Below are 21,624 nucleotides of genomic sequence, written 5' to 3'. Positions count from 1 at the left end.
TTGCGATACCGATTCCAGGAAGGATGAACAGTGTTATGAGACAACGCTTTCAGCGTGAACACCCACCACGAGCTCGCCGGCCTCGCCTGTGTACTGGCCGTCCTATCGACGCTCCTGTGATCATGTGGCGCAGGTTTCGTTCGCAGATCGCTGGGGTCGCGACGTTTGCGGCCCCAGCGCGTTCTCATTCGAAATGGTTCAGTTGGCGGAGGGATCCGTTCTCAAGCTTGACGGCCGACCATGTCGAGAGCGGCGAGGTGACTGAAGAGCATGCTGGTTCCGATCGGGTTTCCGCCGCCGGGATAGACGGTGCCGCTGGGTGCGGCCATCGTGTTGCCTGCCGCGTAGAGGCCCTTAATCGGATTGCCGCCGGTGTCGAGTACCCGCGCTGCGGTGTCGGTCCGTAGCCCTCCCTTCGTGCCGAGGTCGGAGATGCCGAAGGTGGCTGCGTGGTACGGGCCGAGGTCAATTGCCACCAAGGGTGATTCACCGTTCGTGAACGCACGGTCGTAGGCCTCGTCGCCGCGGCCGAAGTCTTCATCGACACCCTTGGCGACCATTGCATTGAACCGGGCAACTGTTGCGACCAGATGATCGGCTGGCACACCGATCTTTTCGGCCAGTTCCTCGAGGGTGTCAGCTGTGTGCCACAGGCCGGCCGCCTCGTACTTCTCGGTCTCGACCATGGAGACGTTGGTGGCTCGAACCGGTGGACGCTCGCCCTCCTTGTTGTCGTAGATCATCCAGTACGGCAGGGTGACCGAGCCATCCTCCATCTGGTCGATGACATCACGGCCGAGGCGGTCGTAGGCCGACGATTCGTTGACGAACCGCTTGCCGTCCTGATTGACAAAGATTCCGCCGGTGAACCACAGTGCAAACACCGAGCGGCCGTCCGGATGAGTCATCCCCGGAGCCCACCAGGCTTCACTCATCAGATCGATGTCGGCACCGACTGCCATTCCAGCCTGGTGCGCCCCGCCGAGGTTGCCCCGGGGGCTCACGGTGTCGCGGGCAGTGCCGGGCACACCGTACTTCAGGCGAAGCTCATCGTTGCCCTCGAAGCCGCCGGCCGCGAGCAACACGCCTTTGCGGGCCCGGATAGCGCGGCGTTCGCCGTCCTTATCGACAATTGCGCCGACGACAACACCCTCCTCGACTACGAGCTCGACAAGTGGTGCGCTCAAACGCAGGTCGGCATTCGGATACTTCGCAATTGCTTTGAGGAGTCGACCGATGAGCGACTGGGCCCCGACCAGCATGTCGGGTAGCGGAGCCCCGAGACGTTCCGTGTCGAGAGGTCCTCGCATGGACGCGCGGAGGTCCCCCACCTCTACTGCCGGAATCGGCGTCGGGACGATGTGTCGCTGGCCGTCGAGTCGGGCCTTCGGCGCTTTACCGAAATAATCAGGCCACGGCCGCATTTCGAACTCGAGGTTCTCATCCTGTTCGAGGTATTCGATCAACGGTGCTCCGCCCCGGACATACGTATCCTGCAGTTCGCGCGGGGTGCGGTCGCCAACTACCGCGTGGTAGTACTCGAGCGCGTCTTCGATCGTGTCGTCGGTGCCGGCACGCTGCAGGACCGGGTTGCATGGGAACCACACACCGCCCCCGCCGGAGTAGGCGGTGGTGCCCCCGAACTTGTCGGTGGCCTCGACCAAGATCACCTCGAGTCCTTCTCGCGCCGCGGTATAGGCGCCGGTGAGGCCGCCGCCACCCGAACCTGCTATCAACACGTCGCATTCTTCGTTCCAGCTGACCATCGTGACTTGTCCTTTCGATTGATACTGATTTGATGGAAGTGGGCTAACGTCCGGGGCGTTGTGTCAACAGGCGAGGTGCGTCTCAGCGCATCGGTTGGGCATCGTCGCACAAGATTTCAAAGAAGAACATGAATTGCAGACCAAGGCGACCCCGCCAAAAAACGATAGATAAAGATTTCCGGAAACCGTTGTGTTGCAACCATATTTCTCGGCAGATCGGACCATGTTCTGCAACGCCTGGACCGACAATAGGTCATCACACCTATTGCGACAAGCGACTTCGAAGCGGCATGGGAATTGCTGAGTGCGCTGGGCAGAACAGTATCGGCGTATCGGCGAAACCGAGAATCAAAACACCAGCTCGCAGCGTTATGAAAAATACATTAACGGCGTAATATGCGGGGCAACAATATAATTGAAAATCTGTACTACACTTCGTCGAGACTCGTCAGAGTTGGAGCGCGAGGTAGGTTGGATGAAGGCAAGACCTGATTCGGTTCGACGAACTAGGGATCTTCTCCGGGCAGCGGTGCTGCGTGGAGATTTCGTTGACGGCATCCTTCCGGGCGAGCGCGAACTCGTAGGTTCCTATTCGGTGAGTCGGGGGATCGTCCGCGAAGTTCTGACGCTCCTTCGGGACGAAGGGTTGATCGCACGGACTCAGGGCGTGGGGACACACGTAGTCGCCCCTACCGCGCACAGGCGTATCGAGGACATTCAAGACACTGCAGAATCGAAGAGCGACAGTCTCTTCAATGGGAGATTGCGTCTGACATCGTTCGAGAGCACAGTGATCTCAGCGCCCGGTGCTGCATCGAGGGCGCTCGACGTGCCAACAGGAACACCATGTTTGCGCGTGGACTACGCGGCGGGCACGATCAGTGGAGACGTAGACGCTGCGGCCACCAACTACGTGCTATTCCCGGAAGCGCAGCGATTGATCGACACTCCCTTCGTTGTCGACTGGTATGCCTACCTCTCGAGTGCTGGAGTGAAAATCGGCGCGTCTGATTTCACGGTCAGTGCGGTGCTCTCAGATGAAACTCTGGCGTCGGTGTTGAGAACCACCGAGGGAGCACCCTTGCTGTTGTTGGAACAAACCATCCGAGACATGTCGGGGCGAGTCTTCAACTACGCGATTGCCCACGCACGACCCGACCGCTTGCGGGTCGTTTCCCATTCTGCGCGGGGCGCAGCAACTTTCGACAGGACAGCTGTCCCTGAACGAGGCGAAAAACCGAACCGAATTCAGTGACTGCCTAAGGGTGTGCGATGGCCGTGCTGAGACCGGCCGTCGTCGCGGGGTGCCAGCTGAGGCGTCGTGCGACCTGGTGGTCACCAACCTCGACGGTGGCGTTCGGGTGCGCCCCCCCGGCAAAAGCGTTCAAGGCAGTTGGTTGATGCTCGGACCGGCTGGCCTAGCGGCATGTTCTCACTGAGTGAGACCTGGGACACCCTGGTGTGCGTTGGATCGTAATCATGACGCAGACGGATCGCCAGTGTCTGTGCGAATGGCGGTGTTTCGGCTCGTTATGTACTAGTTCATGGAGACTGATGCTGCTGTCCATGTATGCGCGGTGGTTGTAGTTACGGATCGGATGTGCCCGACTCGTTGCTGCCAGGCCCTTCCTGTTGGATTTGCCGTCTCGATAGCACAAGAATGTGAAAACTACTCCGGCACAGCGTAACCCGCATTTTGCTTCCAGGTCTGGACGAAGTCTGCGTTCCTTCGCCTTGTCTCCGGTGAAACAAACACATGCACGAGTATTCAATCCTGCACTTGAAATGAATAGGTGCGGGCGTAATTCCCCGATGAGGAGTCAGAAATGGCACAGGTTGAGACCGTTCGAGGTTCGATTGATACGTCCGCGCTCGGACGAACCTATATGCACGAGCACATCTTCATTCTCAATACCGAGATGCAACAGAACTTTCCAGAGGAATGGGGAGACGAAGACGATCGCGTCGCGGACGCGGTCGCGAAGTTGCGGGCCCTGGCGGCGCAAGGTGTGCAGACAATTGTAGATCCCACAGTGGTGGGACTGGGCCGTTACATACCGCGGGTCCAGCGTATCGCCGAACAGGTACCCGAGTTGAACATTGTGGTAGCCACTGGCTGCTACACCTTCACCGACGTCCCGTTCTACTTCCAACATCGGGGGCCGGCACTCAATTCGGTGATGGGCGCGGAGGTTCCTGACCCGATGGTCGATCTTTTCGTCAAGGACATCACCGTGGGCATTGCCGACACCGGAGTCCGTGCCGCATTGCTCAAGTGTGCGATCGATGCTGAAGGGCTCAGGCCGGGTGTGGAACGGGTAATGCGCGCAGTGGCGAAGGCGCACCACCTGACCGGCGCCCCGATTACGGTGCACACTCATCCGGAGAGTAAGACGGCCCTCGACGTCAAGCGAGTGATGTGTGACGAGGAAGGCGTCAAGCCCGAGCGGATTGTGTTGGGCCACAGTGGCGATAGCACGGATCTAGATCATTTGACTGAACTGGCGGAGAGCGGATTCATACTAGGAATGGATCGATTCGGTCTCAACGTCAATGTCTCTTTCGAAGAGCGGGCGGACACGCTGGTCGAGATGTGTCGACGGGGGTACGCCGAGCAGATGGTGCTCTCGCACGACGCGAACTGCTTCTTCGACTGGATGGACCCTGCGCTCAAGGACATGATGCCTGGGTTCGACTACCTGCATATCGAAAAGGAGGTCCTCCCGTACGTGCGTGAGCAAGGCGTCACCGAGGAGCAGATCACGGCGATGTTGTTCGAAGTTCCCCGCCGCTACTTCGAGAACGTCAGCACTTACTAGAGTGAGTTCTCGCGCCGCCGTACTTCTGGGCGAAGACGCTACGTCAGCCCGGAAGTATCGACGCGGCACCGTCAAATTGTTGAGATCACCTGAGCGGCGACGATGCTGTGGTGTCGTCGATGTCGCTGAAAGCCATTGCCTGGGCGTGCCTCGTGCGATTCGCAACCGGGCTCAACGCCGATGCGTGTGTCAGTCTTCGGTGGTCCACGCCGAGAGCGCGGCCCGCTCGTCCGCGGACAGGCGACGCAGCGTACCGGCGTCAGGGTCGGCGAACGCGAGTTGGGTGGTGGCAGTGACCGCGGGCTTCGAGTCCGGCGCGGCGTGTGCGGAGCGGACCTCGTAGCGGAGGGTGACATCGACGGTGCGGAGCTTCTCGATCCACATGGTGACCGCGAGTGGGCTGTCGGAGTGCTTGAGCGGGGTGCGGTACCGGACCTCGATCCCGGCGACGACGGACGTCTCGAAAAGGTGCGCGATCTCGGGGCCGGCGGAGAGCAGAGAGTCGATGCGGGCTTCCTCGAGGAGCGTCACCATCCGGGCGTGGTTGACGTGTTTGAAGATGTCCATGTCTGACCACCGGACGATGACATGTGAGGTGTAGGTGCGGGCGGTCATCGGTGGAAATCTCCTCGGCTCGTGGTGAGGTTGTCATTGTCGCAGGGCGGATGGCTTCTGGTGGAGACTTGCCCAGCCAGGCTTCGCGAGCCGTGATCCGATCAACGTCCGCTAGATCAGTGCGCCGGAATGCACCCAAGCACTCTCAGGGAGGCGCACCCCGCCATCCGGGAACGACTTGTGTGCAGAATTACCCACACACGCCGGCTAGGGTCCGGATCGGACACCTTCACCGATGTGGAAATATTGCCGCTACGGGTGGTCGAGGAGCGCCGCGACATCCAGCGGATTCGGCCACTGCATGGATTGCTCGGGAAGGGACTGCAAGCCGTCGGCGATGATCCACACTGTGCCCGTTGCGTCGACCGTGATTGCCGGTCGGATTGCGAAGATCGGTGCGCTTTTCACCGGTTCGAGGGTGGCGGCATCCAGGAGCGTGAGCAGTCGATACCGTCGTGTCGGATCACAGTCACCCGGCCGCTGTCCGATTGGAGAGGCGTCGCTCGATGGATGAGCCACCGTACAGACATAGGTGCCAACCTGCTTGACGTGGAACGGTTCCCAACCGAGATCGTACTCGTCGCCCAGTGACAGGTCGGGAAGGATCGTCGACGCCGTACCGTGATTGAACAGCCGCAGCGGGGATCCAGCGAGGAAGAGACGCTGCCGACGCGGGCCTGGAACCGATGACAGGACGGGCCCTGTGGTGACGTCACCAGCAGTGGTAACCCGCATCAGCCGTCTGCTCGATTCTCGATCGGATACTCTCGCCTCGAGTAGTGCGAGAAACGAATCACCCTCTACAGCAATACTGTTGACGTACTCGTCCGGAGCCTTCACTGCAATCGGATCCGCCCCCGGTGTGTGCAACCACCACCGTCCGCCCGGTGAGCAGCCAGCAAGATTTCCCCGACGACAGCACCGGCGTGTACCGGGACGTCGCTGACGCGGCAAGGTTCGAATCCTGTTGTGCATCGATAGGTTCCGTCTGTACCGGCCACCCAGCACCCGCCCGGGGTGGCCCACACGTGCCGTGAGACTCCGATGGGCCCGGGTAGGACATGTTCGGTGGCAACATGTTCGGAGTCGATACTGGCCACGATTGGGAGTCCACTGTCGACCGTCCACAGCACGTCTCCCGCCGCACTCACATCACCCGGAACGAAACGCGGCCGAACGGGGTGGGGTGGGACGTCGTCGAGGTCGAGTTCGATCCATGCCCCGCTTTCGCGATCCACCTCGTATACGTCGTCGCGCATGAACACGTCGGTGTCGAAGAACCGTGGTGATTCGGTGACCTCGCGCAGTGAGCGGTGTCCTGGCACGATCGCCCACCCGTGACTGTCGGGTTCTCGCCGGTATCGCAAGCTGAGCAACTGGACCCGGGTCACACGGCCACGCACTCGTGAAGTGATCTGGTGACTCAGCGTTCCGTAGAAGCGGCCGGTCAGCTCTACGTGGCCGGAGCGCGGGTGAAATCCTCGCCACGACGCCTCCCACCCGTCACCGCGTAGCACCCCGCTCCATTCCCAGCGGCGCGGTGAATCCTCCCCCGTGTACTGGAAGATCGGGGGATGCCCATCGGCTATGAGGACCGCACGAATCGTTACGGCGTCGATGTTCTCGGCCGGGAGTTCCGTGAAGTGAAGTGGGAAGTCGAGCACCATGCCGATCTTCGGTGGCGGTATCTCCCCATCTTCGATGGCGAGTCCTTCGATCTGCACGGCGAGCGTGCGGTGACGGCTCATGCGCCTTTCGGTGAAGTCATAGCGTCGACAGTACCCATACCCACTGCCGAAAACTCGCATGCACGGAAACTTCTGGCATCAAACCCAGAAGAGATAAGAGAGCCCTCGCGGTGAGCGCGGCATCAGCTGGGGACGCCTGCGTCAATCGGCGCACAACACAATGGCGCTACGCGAATCCGATCGACAAGGCTTTCAAGCGCGTGGATAACGGGTCCCAGGACAGCCTTGTGTCGTTCTGGACGGCAGTAGGTCCGGAATCGGCAGGCAAGCGTCGTCGTTGGTTCCTGTGGGGCTAAGTGCCCGGCATAAGCCGTCGTCCTGGTGGCAGTTTCGGAATCATCTGCACTTTCCGAAGTCTGCTGCACCGGTCATCGAACTCGACATCAGAACTGCGCCACTACAAATCTGACTGTGGTCGTTCCGCAGGTCCACCTGCGACGGAGCGAGGTGCTGCGCGGTTGAGTGAGGGAAAGTGGTGATAACTCGTTGCCCGGTCGACAATGGAGTCGGATTGCCCTCGATAGCCTCGAACCAAAATCTCACGCTCAACGCCGACGGTTCGGCCGATCTGTATTTCGGACCTGACGCCCCCGGCGATGGAAAGAACTGGATCAGAACGGTTCTGGGGCGGGGGTGGTTCGTTGCTCTGGTACGACGCAAGCGTTCTTCGATCGCCGGTGGACGCCGGGCGAAATCACGAAGATTGGGGTGTGATCGCCGGTCGATCGGATAACAAGTCCGGAACCTACAGGTGCAGTAGGTTCCGGATCTCGTTTGCCGGTTCCGAGCCTATCTGCCCCGCAGACAGGCGCGGGTTACGGAGATCGCCTGATCTGAGATCATCTGCGGAATTCAGTCGCCGAGCTGGATGGGTGCGATGGTGTCGAATACCATTCCGGGGCCGGGGTTTTGCGTGGTGCTGGCACCGCCGAGGTGGTTCATGATGCCCCAGACTGCGTTGATGGCGGTATGGATGGCGCCCTCGGCCCAGCCTGCGGTCCAGGAGATGTCGTCACCGGCGAGGAAGATGCCGCGGTGTCTCGGGTCGAGGGTGTCTTGCATGAAGTGGGTGAAGAGCCGTTGTTGGTAGCGGTAGTGGCCGGGCAAGTTCGCCTTGAAGGCGCCCATGAAGTCTCTCTCGGTTTCCCACGAGAGGGTGACAGGGCTGGCGATGATGTGACTGCGGAAGTCGACGCCCGGGTAGATCTGCTCGAGTGAGCGGAGCATGAGATTCATTCGTTCGGTGGCATCGAGGGCGAGCAGTTTGAGGGAGTCGTCTGACCAGGTGTAGGAGAGGCAGATGACACCTGGGCGGTCGTCGCCTTGGTCGAGGAGGTAGGTGCCGCGGCTCATGCGGTCGGTGAGTGTGGTGCTGACGATCTCGCGTCCGGTCTGCGGGTCCTTGTCCTTCCAGAACGGCCGGTCGACAAGAGCGAACACCTTGGTGGAGCCCATGTAGTGGGTGCGTTCGATGGCCGTCCAGTGATCGACCGGGAAGAGGTCGTCGTCGCATCGAATGTTGTTGAGGAGCATCCAGCTCTGCGCGGTGACGACGGCGGCCGCGAACGTCTCGATTCGTCCCGACGAATCGGTCACCGTGATCTGGTTGCCGGCGGTGCGACGGAGTTCGGTGACGCGGGGCCGCGGTGTGCCGTCGTTGAGGGATGCGACGGAGGTGCCGGTGGGCCAGTGCGCCATTACCTTTGGGCTGTTGTGCCACAGTCGGAGTGGTAGCTGTTGCGAGCCGCCGACAATGCCCTGATGGTCGTCGTCGGCCGCGGTGCAGACCACGCGCAGAATCTCGAGGATCGAGTTCGGGTAGTCGGTGTCCCAGCCGCCGGTGCCGAATCCGACCTGGCCGAACAATTCTCGCAGGCGGAAGGAGTCGAAGTGCGGTGATGCGGCGAGGAATCCGTAGAAGGTTTGATCGTCGTATTCGGTGACGAGTCGGTTCCAGATTTCTTTGATGGTGCCGGCGTCGCGGGCGCGGATCGCGTCCTGCAGCGCGTTCAGGTCGGCATGCTCCTCGAGCGTCTTCTGCCATGCCTCGGCGGCTTGCCGGAAGACTGGGGGAAGGTCGTCAAGTGTTCGGGCGTAATGGCTTTCGCCCTTGAGGTCGATGACGGTGCTGGAGGTGGCGTCGGCGAGCGGGTTGGGGAATGGCGTGGTCTGCAGATCGACTTCGTGCAGGTAGTGGAACAGGGTGGTCGACGACAGGGGGAAGCGCATGGCGCCCATCTCGGCAACGACACCGGGATGTCCGTCGAATTCGACCGACCGCATCCGGCCGCCGATCTGATCGGCCTCGTACACCACCGGTTTCAGGCCCAGTTTGAGCAGTTCGTAGGCAGCGACCATTCCAGACAGGCCGCCGCCGACGACGGCGATCTCGGTTCCGTGTGCGGTGGTGGGTACCGTACCGAGTCCGGCGGGATGGGAGACGTGCTCGTCGTAGGCGAACGGAAAGTCGGGGCCGAACATGGTCAGCGGCTTTCTCGCCGTTGTTGTCTCGGGAGTGGTGTTCGTGGTGGGCGCGGTCATCTGGGGTGTGTTCCTTGGTGCGGTCAGAGGTCCTCGCGGAGGCCCGCGAGTGAATGGGCAGAGCGGGATCGGGTCAGCGCCGAAATGCGCTGACCCGTAGGGAGTTATGACTATCGCTGCCGGGTTCGTGCGGTCAGTCGGGTGAGCAGGTCGGTGCGGTGTGCTTCGTCGGTGGCGAGCCCGATCGCGGTCCAGGCCATGGCTAGCCCGCCGTCGAGGACGGCGCGGTCGGCTTGGGTGGTGATCCCGTACCGGGTGAATTCGGGGTTGTGCATGATGGTGTCGCCGCAGTCGTAGCCGATGGTGGGGTGGATCGTCGGGACGATGTGGGAGACGTTGCCCATGTCGGTGGATCCCTGTCGGCCGGGCGTGGTGTGGTCGACGTTGCGTCCGAGTGCAGTGACGGCGTCGCGGTAGATCCCGCACAGGGCTAGGTCCTGGCGCAGATCGGCGTAGTCGTTTCCGACGGCCTCTAGGGCGAGTTCGGCGCCGGTGGCGAGGGCACCAGCCTGGAAGCAGGCCCGGATTCGGGCTTGGAGTTCGGCGAGCTCCTCGGCGGATTCGGCGCGGCAGTCGTAGGCGGCGGTGGTGCGACCGGGGATGACGTTGGGTGCTTCACCGCCGGAGGTGACGATCCCGTGGACCATACCGCCTGGCAGCATCTGCTGCCGGTACGCGCTGATCGCGACCTGGGCGATCATCATCGCGTCGGCGGCGTTGATGCCCCGGTACGGCATCGCGGCGGCGTGCGCCGGGCGTCCGGTGTATGTGACGTTCCAGCTGCCGATGGCCAGCGATCCCATGCCGACGCTGTCCGTGGGTGCAGCGTGCACCATCATGGCGGCGGCGACATCGTCGAACGCGCCGGCATTGAGCATGTCGATCTTGCCGCCGCCGTACTCTTCGGCCGGGGTGCCGAGCAGTTTGACCTGGATACCGAGGTCGTCGGCGAATGGTGCGAGGGCCAGGGCGGCCGTGACGGCCGAGGCGCCGTTGACGTTGTGTCCGCAGGCGTGCCCGATTCCGGGTAGGGCGTCGTATTCTGCGGTGATCGCGACGACGAGGTCACCATGTCCGACGGTGGCGCAGAACGCTGTCGGCAGCCCGTACGCTTCGCGGGTCACGTCGAATCCGGCGCTCTCGACGAGGTCGGCGATCTTGCGTGCGGAGCGGTACTCCTCGTAGGCGAGTTCTGGTTCGGCGTGCAGGCTGTGGCTAAGCCCGATGAGATCGTCCTGTCGTGCGGTGACGACTGCGCGTGCGGCTTCCCGGACATCCAGGTGTGCGGTGTGCATGTGTTTCCTTCGAGATCGGTTGCGGAGCTGCTCAGGACTTGGCGTGAATCGAGTTGCGGCGTAACAACATCCCGATTCCTGCGCCGGCGAGTGATACCACCGCGGCGGTAGTCCAGATCGCTCCATACGCGGAGAACGTCGGGAGTGGGGATCCGGCGATGGTCGCCGCGGCGGTGAACGACAGCGCGCAGGCGGCCCCGAGCGATCCACCGATGTTGATGAAGAGCTCGTTGATGCCCGAACCGACGGCAGCCTGGTCGTGCGGCACCGATTCGACGGCCAGTGAGCGTGTGGACTGTTGGAGCAGACCGGCACCGACGGCCGCGACGATACTGACGAGCAGGAACATGGGGAGGGAGTTGTGGAACGCCAGGTTGCCGAGGTAGCCAACTGCCATGATCAGCGAGCCGAGGACCAAGGTCGCTCGGTCACCGATCCGCTCGGCGAGCGCGGGTGCGAATAATGCGGTGAGCGCGACGGTTGCCATGCCAGGGAGCATCGCGAACGCGATGGTCAGGGGAGCGAGTCCGAGGCCGTACCCGAACTGCTCGCGCGGTGTTCCGAGGAATATGGCGTTGGTGACTTGGAGGCCGAGCTGGCAGAACGAGAAGGTGATCGCGACGAGTGAGACGACGGTGACGTTGCGGTGGCGAAACAACCGCACGTCGATCATCGGTGCGGCGGAACGTAACTCGACCCATATCCACAGGGCGATGACGAGCATGCCGCCCGCCAGGCAACCGATCGTCCGCGTCGACGTCCATTCCCAGCCGGGCATGCCGCCCTGTCCGAGGCCGAGCAGGATGGCGACCAGACCGACCGAGAGCAGCAGGCCGCCGCGCAGGTCGAGGTGACCGCCGGGCCGATGGTCGGATTCGGGTAGGAGCGGCCAGGTGATGATCAGGGCGAGGCTGACGGCGACCGCGGGCACCCACAGTGCTGCGGTCGGGGCGGCCACATAGTGGGCAACAAGACCGCTGGCCACCATGCCCACTCCGACGCCGCCGATCAGGGCCGCGACCATGATTCCGATGCCGCGCCGGCTCTCGGCGGCGCCGCTCCGGTTGCGGAGGATCCCGACAAGGAGGGGGAAGAAGCCGGCGAATGCGCCCTGTAGCACCTGGCCGGCGAGGAGAACGCCGAACGACTGGGCCGTCCCGACGAGAAGCGATCCGGCAAGGACGATCGCGAGGTTCCACCGGAGGATCCGCCGGTGCCCGTACAGGTCGCCCATGCGTGAGAGCACCGGCGTGAATGCCACGCTCGCAAGGAGGTTGGCGATGCTGATCCAGTTCAGGTCGGCGGCGGTCACGTTCAGCGCCTCGGTGAGGCTGCGTAAGACCGGGGAAAGGAAGCCCTGCGTGATCCCGCTGGAGAGTTCCACCAGGACGACGGAGACGAGAATCGCCACACCTGGTGTCGCCCGAACGGGAGAGTCGACCGCCGGAGCGGTGGACGCGTGTGGCTCAGTCATACATGTGCACCTTTGCTATACGGGAATCCGCGGCGGATTCCGCGTATGAATTTCCTCCAGCGGCGATAATCAGGCAACATCTGCACGAGAAGTAGGCTGCATCTGGCAACATCACGGTCTCTGTGGTGGATTCCGGCTCGAGGAGGATCGCAATGGCGGAAACCGACGGGTCGTCGACGGTGTTCGACGCACTGGATCGCGCGATCGTGCAAGTTCTCGCACGTGATCTCCGGGCGTCGTTCGCCGACGTGGGTGCCCGCCTCGGGTGCCACGAGCGCACGGTCGCGCGGCGTCTGGAACGAATGACCGAGACCGGTGCGGTGCGTTTCACTGCCGGCCTGGTGCCTGAGTACCTCGGCGAGGGGTTGTCGGTCGATCTCGCTGTCCGGTGCGCGCCGGGCCGGCTCGACGATGTGGCGGTGGCCCTCGCGGCACTGCCCGAGACACACGCAGTCGAAGTGACGACCGGTAGCCTGCAGATTCATGCGGAGGCCACGGTCGCCGACAACGATGCGCTGCTGGCCCTCATCGACGGCTCCATCGGCAGGATCGGGGGCGTCCTCGACGTGCATTGCGCCGCAATCCTGCAGTTGCTGCTCACTGCCGCGGACTGGGCGCCGTTCGACAGTGAGCCCACATCGATCCGCCGGTCCGTCGCCGAGGGGACGTCGCTTCCGGGGCCGATCGAGGTCGACGATCTGGACCGAGTTCTTGCTGGCCTTCTGCGGCATGACCCTCGGATGCCGATGAGCAGGCTCGCCAAGGAACTCAATATCGGTGAGTCGACCGCCCGCCGGAGGCTGGCGCGTCTGAAAGGCTTGCGCGTCCTGCACTTACGTCTGTTCGTCGACCCGGCGCAATTCGGATTCACCGTCGAGGCGCGCCTCGAGCTCGAGGTCGAGCACCGCCATCTCGACGCCGCGGTTCGTAGGCTCGCAGCGGAGCCGTCCGTCCGACACCTGGTGACGACAACCGGGCGTAGCAATGTTCTCGGTTACTCGCGGCATACCGACGCGCAGGACCTGTATGCCTTCACGGGCCGCGTGTTCGGCGCACTGGACGGTGTCCGGCAGGTGCAGACTGCGCTCGTAGTTCGCGCCTACAAGTCCGCAGGCGTGCTGATGTGAATATCTGAATCGGGGGGCGCACACGCCTGGTCGAGCATTTCGTCCGATGCAGTCAGGCAAGGTTTGCGTGTGGGAACTACTTCTCCTGAGCCGGAATCGCACGCGAGATCAGCTCTGATATTTTTGTCGCCGGCAGCTCACCATCAGGTGCCTGCGTGATGTTTGTCAGAACAACGATGATCGTGCCGTCTGATTCCCGACGCGTCGTTTGGGTTTGGTAGCCGCTGATATGGCCCTGGTGTCCGGTGAGTCCGTTGAGCTTCGCGATGCCCAGTCCGTAGGGCATCGCTCCGCCGGTGACGAAGTCGAGTCGTTCTTCTTGCATTTCGGGATCCAAGAGATCCCCGGCAACGAGAGCGCGGCCCCAGATCGCCATATCGTCGGCAGTGCAAATGGCTTCGCCCGCACCGAATCCCCACGAGGGATTGGAGTTCGTCACATCGATCAAATCCGGTTTCGGTGCCGGCGGGCTCGGGTTGTCCCACTCAGTGCCGTATTGATAGCTGCGGCTATACGGGGCGGGAAGCGTCGAATCCGCCTGGGCGGGCATCGAACAGCCGGTCATCTGCAAAGGGCTGAAGATGCGATCCTGCACGAGGGCGCCAAGTGAGGCACGGCCATGCTGTTCGGCGATAAGACCGAGCATCACGTAGTTGGTGTTCGAATAATCCCAGCCCGCCCCTGGCGCAAACTCGGCCGGTTGACCGACCGTGGTAGCGAGGAGTTCCTCCGGACTCCACGCTCGTGCAGGATTGTTCGCAAGATCATTCAAGAATTGGTCGGGTGTATAGGTGGGGATGCCCGACGTCATGTTGAGTGCTTGCCTGATGGTGGCACCGTTGGTATCAAGCGTCGGAAAGTAGGGTGCCAGTGCATCATCGAGTCCGAGCTTGCCCTCTTGGGCGAGCTGTAGGACCACCGTCGCGGTCAGTGTCTTACTGATACTCCCGATCCGAAAGTGGTTCTCCACCTTCATAGGTTCGTTCGTGTCGATATTTGCAACGCCTGCCGCAACCTTGTAGGTGCCTCGATCGGGACTGGCGACAATGGCAACCAATCCAGGTATCCCCATTTCCTCCATCTGCTCGTTGATGACGGGTAGTACCGCGGACTCGAGCGAGGTTTGTGCAGAATCGAATTCCGTTGATGTCGAATCGGTTTGGCTGGCTTCTCCGCTCGCGCAGGCTGTCAGCGTCACCATCACAATCGCGAGTGTCGTGGCTGTGAGTTTCATGGCATCTCCCTGAAGTTGACGACGTCGTCGTTGAGCGGAAGTTGGTTGGTTCGTTCACCGGCATTCGGCCCGTCACGAAAGCGTCTGTTGCAGTGCATACTCGGAGCATCAGGCAGCGGGCGGAAAGTCGACGATGGTGGAATACAGAGGGAGCTGATTCTTGCGCTCTCCGGCATCGGGACCCTCCGAGACATTGACGAAAATGCCTTCGCCGGTAGAAGAAGCCTCCACGCCTACAGCTCCGACGAACGTGAACCGGTCGATCTCGTATGCGACGTTGTCACCCGACAGCGGTAGCGGCGCTCGGGACACGTGAAAGTGGAGGTGCGGCGCAGTCGTGTTCCCTGAGTTGCCGAGTTTGCCGATTACCTGCCCTCGGGTGACCGTGTCACCGACCTTTACCGACGCGCTGCCCGGGATCATGTGCGCGTAGAAGGCGAAGTTCCCGTCACCGATGTCGATAATGACGTAGTTTCCGGCCAACTGATCAACGGCCACGCCCTCCGGAAGGATCTTGGGCGGAACATCCGGCATGTCCGACACCACGGTCACGACCTTGCCGTCGGTAACTGCCAACAACTCGGCGCCGTATCCGGAGTAATCCTCGTTTCGGGTTCCGTCGCCGACGGCGACTGCGTTGGCCTGATTGGTTTGCATCCAGTCGATGGCATAGCGCTCGGCGCCGTTCATCCTGCCGCCCAACGCCATCACTACACCTCGGTGCGCATTCATTACGCAACAGCTGTTGTCGGCAATCCAACCATCACCGGCAACCGGCGGCCCGATGACGACGGGCGAGGCCCTACTTGTACGAACCGTCCCGCCGATCTGGGTAGTGCTGTCCGGGTACAACGCGCCGTGTGCTTCCGATCCAGGCGTCGCCGCGCCGAGCGTGGCGCTGATGCGGTGTGTCACTTCGGCCGGAACATCGTCGCGGCTGTCGTAGACGTCATCGAGAAGGAGCACTACCGTGCGACCCGCGGCTATGTCGCCGGACGCCGGCGGGAACTGGAGAGTCCGTGCTGCCACCTCCGTTTGCCCTACGGTGGTGACGACCTTGCCGTCAGGCCCGTCTGCGAGGGTCTCGACCCGCGTGATCGTCACCGGACGCGGTGTGACGTTGAGCAGCTGGATCTCGTAGGCCACATGAACTTTCCCGTCGGTGCCGGCGACCGGAATCGGATCCGGTCCGAGAGTGGTGATCACCAACGGCGTCGCCACATCTCGGTCGAGCGAGTATCCCGGCGGAACCCCGCCGCGAGGATCGACGGTCGGTGTCGAAGCTGCCGTCGAGTCGGTGGAGCCGACAGATGAACACGCCGCCAACAGGGCTGCACATGCAACGAGAACTATTGGGGCCCTTCGCATTGTGGTGTCCTTACCTGGGGAAGTTGATGACGTCCGAATTGAGCGGGAGCTGATCGGTTCGCTCTCCCGCATCCGGTCCTTTCACGAGGGAATCTGTGGCCGTCGAGCCCACGAATGTGAAGCGGTCGATCTCGTAGGGCACGTTGTCGCTGGACAAGGGCGCCGGGGCCCGAGAGACATGGAAGTGCAAGTGAACCTCCGTTGTATTGCCCGAGTTGCCCAAGTCTCCGATTACCTGCCCGCGGGACACCTTGTCTCCAACCTTCACCGACGCCGATCCCGGGATCATGTGCGCATAGAAGGCGTAATTGCCGCCGCCAATGTCGATGATCAAGTAGTTGCCAGCGAGTTGATCGAACGTCAGACTTTGGTTGACTTGATGCGGCGGCTCGTCCTTCTTGTCAGACACAACTGACACAACGGTGCCGTCGGCCACCGCCAACAGCGTTGCGTTGTAAGCGAAGTAGTCGTCGTTCTTCGAGCCGTCACCATCGCTGGAACTGAGAACCGGGTTGTTCATATCGATACGCATCCAGTCGACGGCATAACGTTCGGTCCCGTTGATCCGTCCGCCCACCGCCATCATCGCTCCACGGTGCGATGTGATCACGCAACAGCCGTTGGCCGCCACCCAACCGTCACCGGCGAGGGGTGGCCCGATGATCACTGGCGAACGTGCACTTGTCTTGACCGCTCCACCGATCTGAGTCACGGTGTCCGGATATCTCGCATTGAGGCCGGAATCCTGTGTGATGAAGGGGCCATACGAGGTGACCAGCCGATGGGTCACCTCAGTCGGTACGTCCGCGCGAGTGTCGTAGACCCCATCGAGTACCAACACAACAGTGCGCCCGACGGGGATGTCGGTAACCGGCGCCGCTTCGAAATTTGCCAACGGGAAGGTACGGGCCAGCACCTCGTCTTTCGTCAGGCTCGCTACTACCTCGCCGTCCGGTCCACCGGCCAGTGTTTCGATCTCAGTGATGGTCGCGGGCCGCGGCGACAAGTTGAGTACCGAAATTTCATAGGCCACATGAACTTTGCCGTCTGTACCGGTAACCGGAATCGGATCCGGCCCGAGTGCCGTAACGACAAGTGGTGCCATCACATCGCCGTCGAGCGGGTAGCCGGGTGGGATGCCACCGCGGGAATCGACGGTCGATGTCGCCGACGATTCGGTGGAATCGGCAGCTGACGAGCAGGCCGCAAGTAGCGCGGCACATGCAACGAGGACTAGTGAAGCTCTACGCATGGATGGTGTCCTTTTATGAATAGGCAATTCCTCGCCGCCGTAAATCAGTCAGTTTCAGATCCATTCGTCGTCATGAACCCGAGAGCGGAATCAGATATGCCGGGTCGACGTATTGTTCGAGCATATGCACGAATTGCCAGTTTCATCAATGAATTTCGAATCTCGAAATTGCACGGCTGGAGAGCCGCACATGTAGTCGAGGCCACCCAAGCTCGCTCGCACACACGTGACCAGGTAATCAACGTCGTTGCATGGCCTTTCACAAAGAAATGCGTGTTTCCGGACTGGAATATTTCACCCTCCGCTTCACCCTACGTTTCACCCTCGGCTTCAGTGGGGTAGTACGAGAAATTGGCGATCCAGAGAGCAGCAGCTGCTTTCAGCTTCTCCAGCGACACCTAGGCTTGAAGAATTACACTGAGCAAGTTCGTCATTCGCACACAATCGCCTTCCGTTTCCCTCAGAGCTGGACGTTCTATCGCAGCGGGGCTGCCCGACGCCGACCCCGGCGAAATGCGCTGTCAAACAGGCGCTGTCAAGTTGTTTGGGATGCAGCAGTTTTCGGGAATAGCAGGCCATCACCCGGAGCGATCGGTCAAGCAGCGACGTTCAGTTCGGTAGCCTGATTCCATATTTGGAATCGAGCGGCTATCTCGGTGCGGTGGTCGGTGGCGGTCATACGGTGACGGGGCGAGCTGTTCCCAGGGTTGGATTTCGTCAGTCGGCTAGGAACTTCAGGACTTCGGGGACGAAGGTCTCGTGGTACTGGAAGATGCCGCCGTGCCCTGAGTTGGGGTAGATCGTGATTTTGGAGTTGGGCAGGCGCCTGGCCAGGTTCTCTGAGTGCTCGCTGGCGACCATGAGGTCGTTGTCGCCGTTGGCGACGAAGACCGGCGCGGTGATCTTCGAGAGGTCGTCCGGTGCGTGGAGTCCGCCGGTGGTGATGGCTCGGAGCTGCGCGATTCGGGCCTGGTTCGAGATCGGCTTGTCGCGGTCGGTGGTTCGCTCGGCGAGACGGTCGAAGTAGGCGTTGGCGGCCTTCCTGCCCTCAGCGGTGCGGGGAAAGAAGAGGAAGTGGCGGGCGTCCTTGCGGGCCAGCGCCGCCTTGGCGTAAGCGCCGCCGACAATGAACGGCATCTTCCAGATTCCGCCGCCGCCGCGTGGTCCCGTTCCGGCAACGACCATGCGGCGTACGAGGTCTGGTGCCTGCAGGGCGATCATCTGAGCCACGGCTCCGCCCACGGAGAAGCCGAAGAGGTCGACTTTCTCGTGACCGAGCGCCCGGATGAAGGCGATAGCGTCGGCGCCCATCTGCTCGAGGTCGGCTGGCACTTTGGAGTTGGTGCCGCCGACGCCCCTGTTGTCGAAGGCGATGACGCGGTGTTGGGTGGCGATGCCGTCGATGACGCGGGGATCCCAGTCGTCGAGGACTGCGGTGAAATGGTGCAGGAAGACCACTGGTACTTCGGAGTCGGCGCCGAGTTCGCGGTAGACGTAACGTACTCCGTCCACGTTGATGTTGCTGGTCGGCACGTCTTTCCAGGTGGTCATGAGATCTTCTTCCGTGATGTGGTTGTGGTGGAGCTCTGCTGGTGGGGTCCGCGCTGGTCAAGGCGAGCCAGGACGCCGAGCACCGACGAGATCAGGACGACCTGCCCGTGGTGGGCCGGTACCTGTCTTGGCGCCGTTCCTGCGTTCAGTGTGAGAGGAACTCGACGGCGGAGGGGGCGAACTTGTCGTGGAATTGGAATATGCCGCCGTGCCCGGAATCGGGGTAGATGATCAGTTCGCTTCCGGGGATTCGGCGGTGCAGGTCTTCGGAGAGGATTGAGGGCACCATGCGGTCGTGATCCCCGTTGGCGATCAAGGTGGGCGCGCTGATCGCAGTCAGATCTACCGGTGTGGAGCGTCCCCATCGTTTGATGGCTTTGAGTTGGGTTCGGAATGCTTTGACCGAGACGGATGTATCGCGGTCTTCGGTCCGTTCTTCGAGTCGTTTGACGAATGCAGCAGCGGCGCGTTTGCCGGTGGTGTTGCGGTTGAAGAACAGGAATTCCTTCGGGTCGGACCGCGTCAGAGTAGCTCGCAGCAGGTCGTAATAGGTTGTGCCGGCGACTTTGTCGATGTCTTTACCGCCTGCGGGTCCGGTGCCGGTGAGGACGAGTCTGCGCACGAGTTCGGGGTGCTCGAGTACGAGGGCCTGGGCGATCATGCCGCCGAGGGAGAACGCGAAAATATCGATCCTGTCGAATCCGAGGGCCTTGATGAAGGTGACGGCGTCATCGGCCATGGCCTCGATACTGTCGGGAACTTTCCCGGTGGAGGCACCGACGCCACGATTGTCGAAGGCGATGACGTGGTGGTCCTTCGCGATGGCATCAGCGATGCGCGGATCCCAGTTGTCGAGGTTCGCGGCGAGGTGTACGAAGAAGACGACGGGGATTCCGCCCTTCGGTCCGAGTTCGCGATAGGCGTAGGTGACGTCGCCGGCGGTGACGGTTCGGGTGCGCGCCTTCGCGTAGGACGTGATGACGGGGCCGTTGTCGGTACTCATCGCGAGGTTCCGGTTTCGGTGGTGGTTTCGTTGCGTCGGGTGTTACTGATGACAGCTTTGCCTCGGATCCCGCCCTTGCTCAGTGCCTGGAGCGCCTGCGGGGTCTGGTGGAACGGGAAGACCTGTCCGACGACAGGGCGGAGCACTCCGTCGTCGACGAGCCCTGTGATGTGGCGGAGTTGGTCACCGCTGGCGTGCATGAAGAGAAACTCGTAGCTCACACCGAGCTTGCGGGCCCGACGGCGGACGCCAAAGCTGAGGCCGGTGATCGCCAGGCGCAGTAGCGGATTGAGGCCGCTCTCGCGGGCGAAAGCCGGGTCCGGGGGGCCGGAGATCCCGATCGCCTTGCCGCCGCGACGCAGCACGCGCAGCGACTTTTCGAGGTTCTCCCCGCCGAGGCTCTCGAGCACGAGGTCGTAGTCGTGCAAGACCTGCTCGAAGTCCTGACTGCGATAGTCGATGACGACGTCAGCGCCGAGGCCGCGGACGAAGTCCGCGTTGGCGGCGCTTGCTGTGGTCGCCACAGTTGCGCCGAGATGTTTGGCGACTTGGATTGCGATGGATCCGACACCACCGGCGCCGGCGTGGATGAGAACTTTCTGTCCTGGCTGGACGTTGCCGCGCTCGACCAGCGCCTGCCATGCGGTTAACGCGACCAGAGGCAATGAAGCTGCTTCCTCGATGCTGATTGATGCCGGTTTGAGGGCAAGATCGGCCTCTGCGACTGCGATGCGCTCCGCGAACGTCCCGATGCGATCCTTGTCGGGGCGGGCGTAGACCTCGTCGCCGGGTTTGAAGGACCGCACTTTCGCGCCGACCTCAATGACAACACCGGCGAGATCGTTGCCGAGGATCAACGGAAGCGTATATGGGAGTATCTGTTTGAATTCGCCGGCACGAATCTTCTCGTCGAGTTGGTTCAGCCCGGCCGCGTCCACTCGCACGAGTACGTCATGCTGACCGACTACCGGCTCTGGGACGTCGGATTCTTGCAGTGGCCCTTTGTATTTGGTGACGACAAACGCTTTCATGGCGTTGATCCTTCTGCTGTGGGGACAGGTAGCCAGCGAGGCGTCGCGGTCATCTCTGTTCCGCGACGCCTCCGCTGGCTGTTCAGGCGTCGGTGGCCTTGAGCTGGGGGTAGAGCGCTTCGATGGGTGCGCTGAGTCCCGACTTGACCTGAGCGGAGGCTTCGTCGGCAAGGACTTCGTACTCGCCGGCCTCGACTGCGTCGAACACAGTGCGCACAAGATCCGCGGGCTGTGTCTTGGGATCAGTGGAGTTCGCAGCCATGGGGGTGTCGACGTAGCCGACGTGTACCCCGACGACGTGCACACCCGCAGGTGCGAGTTCGAGTCGCAGGGAATTGGTCGCCGACCACAAAGCTGCCTTGGTGGCGCTGTAAATGCCGGCGACGGCGTACCAGCTCAGTAGCGAGTGGATATCGATGATGACCGACTCGTCCTTGGCAGCAAGGACCGGGGCAAAAGCGCGGGCAAGGAAGAGGGGGCCGAGGAAGTTGGTCTCGACGTTGGTGCGGATCTCCTCATCGGTGTGGGTGAGGATGCCTGGGCTGGACGGCGAGGCGCCGGCGTTGTTGATCAGAACGGTCACGTCCGGTGCGGCGGCGACGGCGGCCTGGATGGACGAGGGATCGGTGACGTCGAGGGTGAGGGGGACGATCCGCTCGTCATCCCACGTACGAGGTGTGCGCGCGGTGGCGTAAACCTTCGACGCGCCGCGGGCAAGAGCTTCGCGGACGAAGTGAGTGCCGATGCCGCCGTTCGCTCCGGTGACGAGGACGACGGATCCGTTGAGTGAAGGCATGTCA

Annotated in this window: 19 protein-coding genes; 5 read left to right on the top strand and 14 right to left on the bottom strand. The window is 62.1% G+C overall.

Annotated features, from left to right (window positions below; all coding sequences use genetic code 11):
* Positions 1-221 precede the first annotated feature (221 nt).
* The gene (locus EEB13_RS10975) at positions 222-1,766 is read right to left on the bottom strand and encodes an FAD-binding protein (RefSeq protein WP_141485249.1); all 1,545 of its coding nucleotides are present in this window, start codon (positions 1,764-1,766) and stop codon (positions 222-224) included.
* A gap of 475 nt (positions 1,767-2,241) precedes the next feature.
* Here EEB13_RS10975 and EEB13_RS10970 point away from each other — a divergent pair, with 475 nt between their 5' ends.
* The gene (locus EEB13_RS10970; RefSeq protein ID WP_141485248.1) at positions 2,242-3,021 is read left to right on the top strand and encodes a GntR family transcriptional regulator; all 780 of its coding nucleotides are present in this window, start codon (positions 2,242-2,244) and stop codon (positions 3,019-3,021) included.
* Between the two features lie 571 nt (positions 3,022-3,592).
* Positions 3,593-4,585: a phosphotriesterase gene (locus tag EEB13_RS10965; RefSeq protein WP_141485247.1), complete on the top strand. Its 993-nt coding sequence runs from the start codon at positions 3,593-3,595 to the stop codon at positions 4,583-4,585.
* Between the two features lie 189 nt (positions 4,586-4,774).
* Here the strand turns inward: EEB13_RS10965 and EEB13_RS10960 are convergent, their stop codons facing one another.
* From EEB13_RS10960 to EEB13_RS32010, 3 genes are all read right to left on the bottom strand, one after another.
* Positions 4,775-5,200 (bottom strand): acyl-CoA thioesterase, encoded by a 426-nt coding sequence (locus EEB13_RS10960; protein ID WP_141485246.1) that lies wholly within the window; start codon positions 5,198-5,200, stop codon positions 4,775-4,777.
* 252 nt (positions 5,201-5,452) lie between these two features.
* The gene (locus EEB13_RS32015) at positions 5,453-6,040 is read right to left on the bottom strand and encodes a hypothetical protein (RefSeq protein ID WP_261984498.1); all 588 of its coding nucleotides are present in this window, start codon (positions 6,038-6,040) and stop codon (positions 5,453-5,455) included.
* On the bottom strand, positions 6,037-6,948 hold the full coding sequence (locus EEB13_RS32010; protein ID WP_261984497.1) for a hypothetical protein: 912 nt from the start codon (positions 6,946-6,948) through the stop codon (positions 6,037-6,039). Before EEB13_RS32010 ends, EEB13_RS32015 begins: the two co-directional genes overlap by 4 nt.
* A 110-nt stretch (positions 6,949-7,058) precedes the next feature.
* Here EEB13_RS32010 and EEB13_RS10950 point away from each other — a divergent pair, with 110 nt between their 5' ends.
* Positions 7,059-7,244 (top strand): hypothetical protein, encoded by a 186-nt coding sequence (locus EEB13_RS10950; RefSeq protein WP_141485245.1) that lies wholly within the window; start codon positions 7,059-7,061, stop codon positions 7,242-7,244.
* 176 nt (positions 7,245-7,420) lie between these two features.
* Complete coding sequence (locus EEB13_RS32455) at positions 7,421-7,681, top strand: DUF1214 domain-containing protein (protein WP_141485244.1); 261 nt, start codon at positions 7,421-7,423, stop codon at positions 7,679-7,681.
* A gap of 119 nt (positions 7,682-7,800) precedes the next feature.
* Here EEB13_RS32455 and EEB13_RS10940 read toward each other — a convergent pair whose 3' ends face one another.
* From EEB13_RS10940 to EEB13_RS10930, 3 genes are all read right to left on the bottom strand, one after another.
* Positions 7,801-9,489, bottom strand: a complete 1,689-nt coding sequence (locus EEB13_RS10940; RefSeq protein ID WP_141485243.1) for a flavin monoamine oxidase family protein — start codon at positions 9,487-9,489, stop codon at positions 7,801-7,803.
* 110 nt (positions 9,490-9,599) lie between these two features.
* Entirely contained in the window at positions 9,600-10,784 is a 1,185-nt protein-coding gene (locus EEB13_RS10935) for a M20 family metallopeptidase (protein ID WP_141485242.1), read from the bottom strand.
* 31 nt (positions 10,785-10,815) lie between these two features.
* Complete coding sequence (locus EEB13_RS10930) at positions 10,816-12,258, bottom strand: MFS transporter (RefSeq protein WP_141485241.1); 1,443 nt, start codon at positions 12,256-12,258, stop codon at positions 10,816-10,818.
* A 152-nt stretch (positions 12,259-12,410) separates the two neighbouring features.
* Between EEB13_RS10930 and EEB13_RS10925 the strand changes: the two genes are divergently transcribed.
* Positions 12,411-13,385: an Lrp/AsnC family transcriptional regulator gene (locus tag EEB13_RS10925; RefSeq protein ID WP_141485240.1), complete on the top strand. Its 975-nt coding sequence runs from the start codon at positions 12,411-12,413 to the stop codon at positions 13,383-13,385.
* Between the two features lie 76 nt (positions 13,386-13,461).
* Here the strand turns inward: EEB13_RS10925 and EEB13_RS10920 are convergent, their stop codons facing one another.
* The 7 genes from EEB13_RS10920 to EEB13_RS10890 form a co-directional block, all read right to left on the bottom strand.
* Positions 13,462-14,619, bottom strand: coding sequence for a serine hydrolase domain-containing protein (locus EEB13_RS10920; RefSeq protein WP_141485239.1), 1,158 nt, complete (start codon positions 14,617-14,619; stop codon positions 13,462-13,464).
* Positions 14,620-14,727: 108 nt separating this feature from the next.
* Positions 14,728-15,987 carry a M23 family metallopeptidase gene (locus tag EEB13_RS10915; protein ID WP_141485238.1) on the bottom strand — a complete coding sequence of 420 codons (1,260 nt, stop codon included), beginning with the start codon at positions 15,985-15,987 and terminating at the stop codon, positions 14,728-14,730.
* A gap of 10 nt (positions 15,988-15,997) precedes the next feature.
* Complete coding sequence (locus EEB13_RS10910) at positions 15,998-17,239, bottom strand: M23 family metallopeptidase (RefSeq protein WP_141485237.1); 1,242 nt, start codon at positions 17,237-17,239, stop codon at positions 15,998-16,000.
* Positions 17,240-17,956: 717 nt separating this feature from the next.
* On the bottom strand, positions 17,957-18,790 hold the full coding sequence (locus EEB13_RS10905) for an alpha/beta fold hydrolase (protein ID WP_141485236.1): 834 nt from the start codon (positions 18,788-18,790) through the stop codon (positions 17,957-17,959).
* Between the two features lie 145 nt (positions 18,791-18,935).
* A complete protein-coding gene (locus EEB13_RS10900) occupies positions 18,936-19,793 on the bottom strand; it encodes an alpha/beta fold hydrolase (protein ID WP_141485235.1) in 858 nt (285 codons plus the stop codon).
* Positions 19,790-20,824, bottom strand: a complete 1,035-nt coding sequence (locus EEB13_RS10895) for an NADP-dependent oxidoreductase (protein WP_141485234.1) — start codon at positions 20,822-20,824, stop codon at positions 19,790-19,792. The genes EEB13_RS10900 and EEB13_RS10895 overlap by 4 nt, the downstream gene beginning before the upstream one ends.
* Positions 20,825-20,906: 82 nt before the next feature.
* Positions 20,907-21,620 carry an SDR family oxidoreductase gene (locus tag EEB13_RS10890; protein WP_033233796.1) on the bottom strand — a complete coding sequence of 238 codons (714 nt, stop codon included), beginning with the start codon at positions 21,618-21,620 and terminating at the stop codon, positions 20,907-20,909.
* Positions 21,621-21,624 lie beyond the last annotated feature (4 nt).

This window comes from Rhodococcus sp. WS3 (assembly GCF_003797085.1).
Lineage (GTDB): Bacteria > Actinomycetota > Actinomycetes > Mycobacteriales > Mycobacteriaceae > Rhodococcus_F > Rhodococcus_F globerula.
This window is presented reverse-complemented; position numbering and strand designations above follow the sequence as displayed.

Coding starts and splice junctions, on each gene's coding strand:
- EEB13_RS10975 (WP_141485249.1), bottom strand. CDS start 1,766: ATGGTCAGCTGGAACGAAGAATGCGACGTGTTGATAGCAGGTTCGGGT.
- EEB13_RS10970 (WP_141485248.1), top strand. CDS start 2,242: ATGAAGGCAAGACCTGATTCGGTTCGACGAACTAGGGATCTTCTCCGG.
- EEB13_RS10965 (WP_141485247.1), top strand. CDS start 3,593: ATGGCACAGGTTGAGACCGTTCGAGGTTCGATTGATACGTCCGCGCTC.
- EEB13_RS10960 (WP_141485246.1), bottom strand. CDS start 5,200: ATGACCGCCCGCACCTACACCTCACATGTCATCGTCCGGTGGTCAGAC.
- EEB13_RS32010 (WP_261984497.1), bottom strand. CDS start 6,948: ATGAGCCGTCACCGCACGCTCGCCGTGCAGATCGAAGGACTCGCCATC.
- EEB13_RS10940 (WP_141485243.1), bottom strand. CDS start 9,489: ATGACCGCGCCCACCACGAACACCACTCCCGAGACAACAACGGCGAGA.
- EEB13_RS10935 (WP_141485242.1), bottom strand. CDS start 10,784: ATGCACACCGCACACCTGGATGTCCGGGAAGCCGCACGCGCAGTCGTC.
- EEB13_RS10930 (WP_141485241.1), bottom strand. CDS start 12,258: ATGACTGAGCCACACGCGTCCACCGCTCCGGCGGTCGACTCTCCCGTT.
- EEB13_RS10925 (WP_141485240.1), top strand. CDS start 12,411: ATGGCGGAAACCGACGGGTCGTCGACGGTGTTCGACGCACTGGATCGC.
- EEB13_RS10920 (WP_141485239.1), bottom strand. CDS start 14,619: ATGAAACTCACAGCCACGACACTCGCGATTGTGATGGTGACGCTGACA.
- EEB13_RS10915 (WP_141485238.1), bottom strand. CDS start 15,987: ATGCGAAGGGCCCCAATAGTTCTCGTTGCATGTGCAGCCCTGTTGGCG.
- EEB13_RS10910 (WP_141485237.1), bottom strand. CDS start 17,239: ATGCGTAGAGCTTCACTAGTCCTCGTTGCATGTGCCGCGCTACTTGCG.
- EEB13_RS10905 (WP_141485236.1), bottom strand. CDS start 18,790: ATGACCACCTGGAAAGACGTGCCGACCAGCAACATCAACGTGGACGGA.
- EEB13_RS10900 (WP_141485235.1), bottom strand. CDS start 19,793: ATGAGTACCGACAACGGCCCCGTCATCACGTCCTACGCGAAGGCGCGC.
- EEB13_RS10895 (WP_141485234.1), bottom strand. CDS start 20,824: ATGAAAGCGTTTGTCGTCACCAAATACAAAGGGCCACTGCAAGAATCC.
- EEB13_RS10890 (WP_033233796.1), bottom strand. CDS start 21,620: ATGCCTTCACTCAACGGATCCGTCGTCCTCGTCACCGGAGCGAACGGC.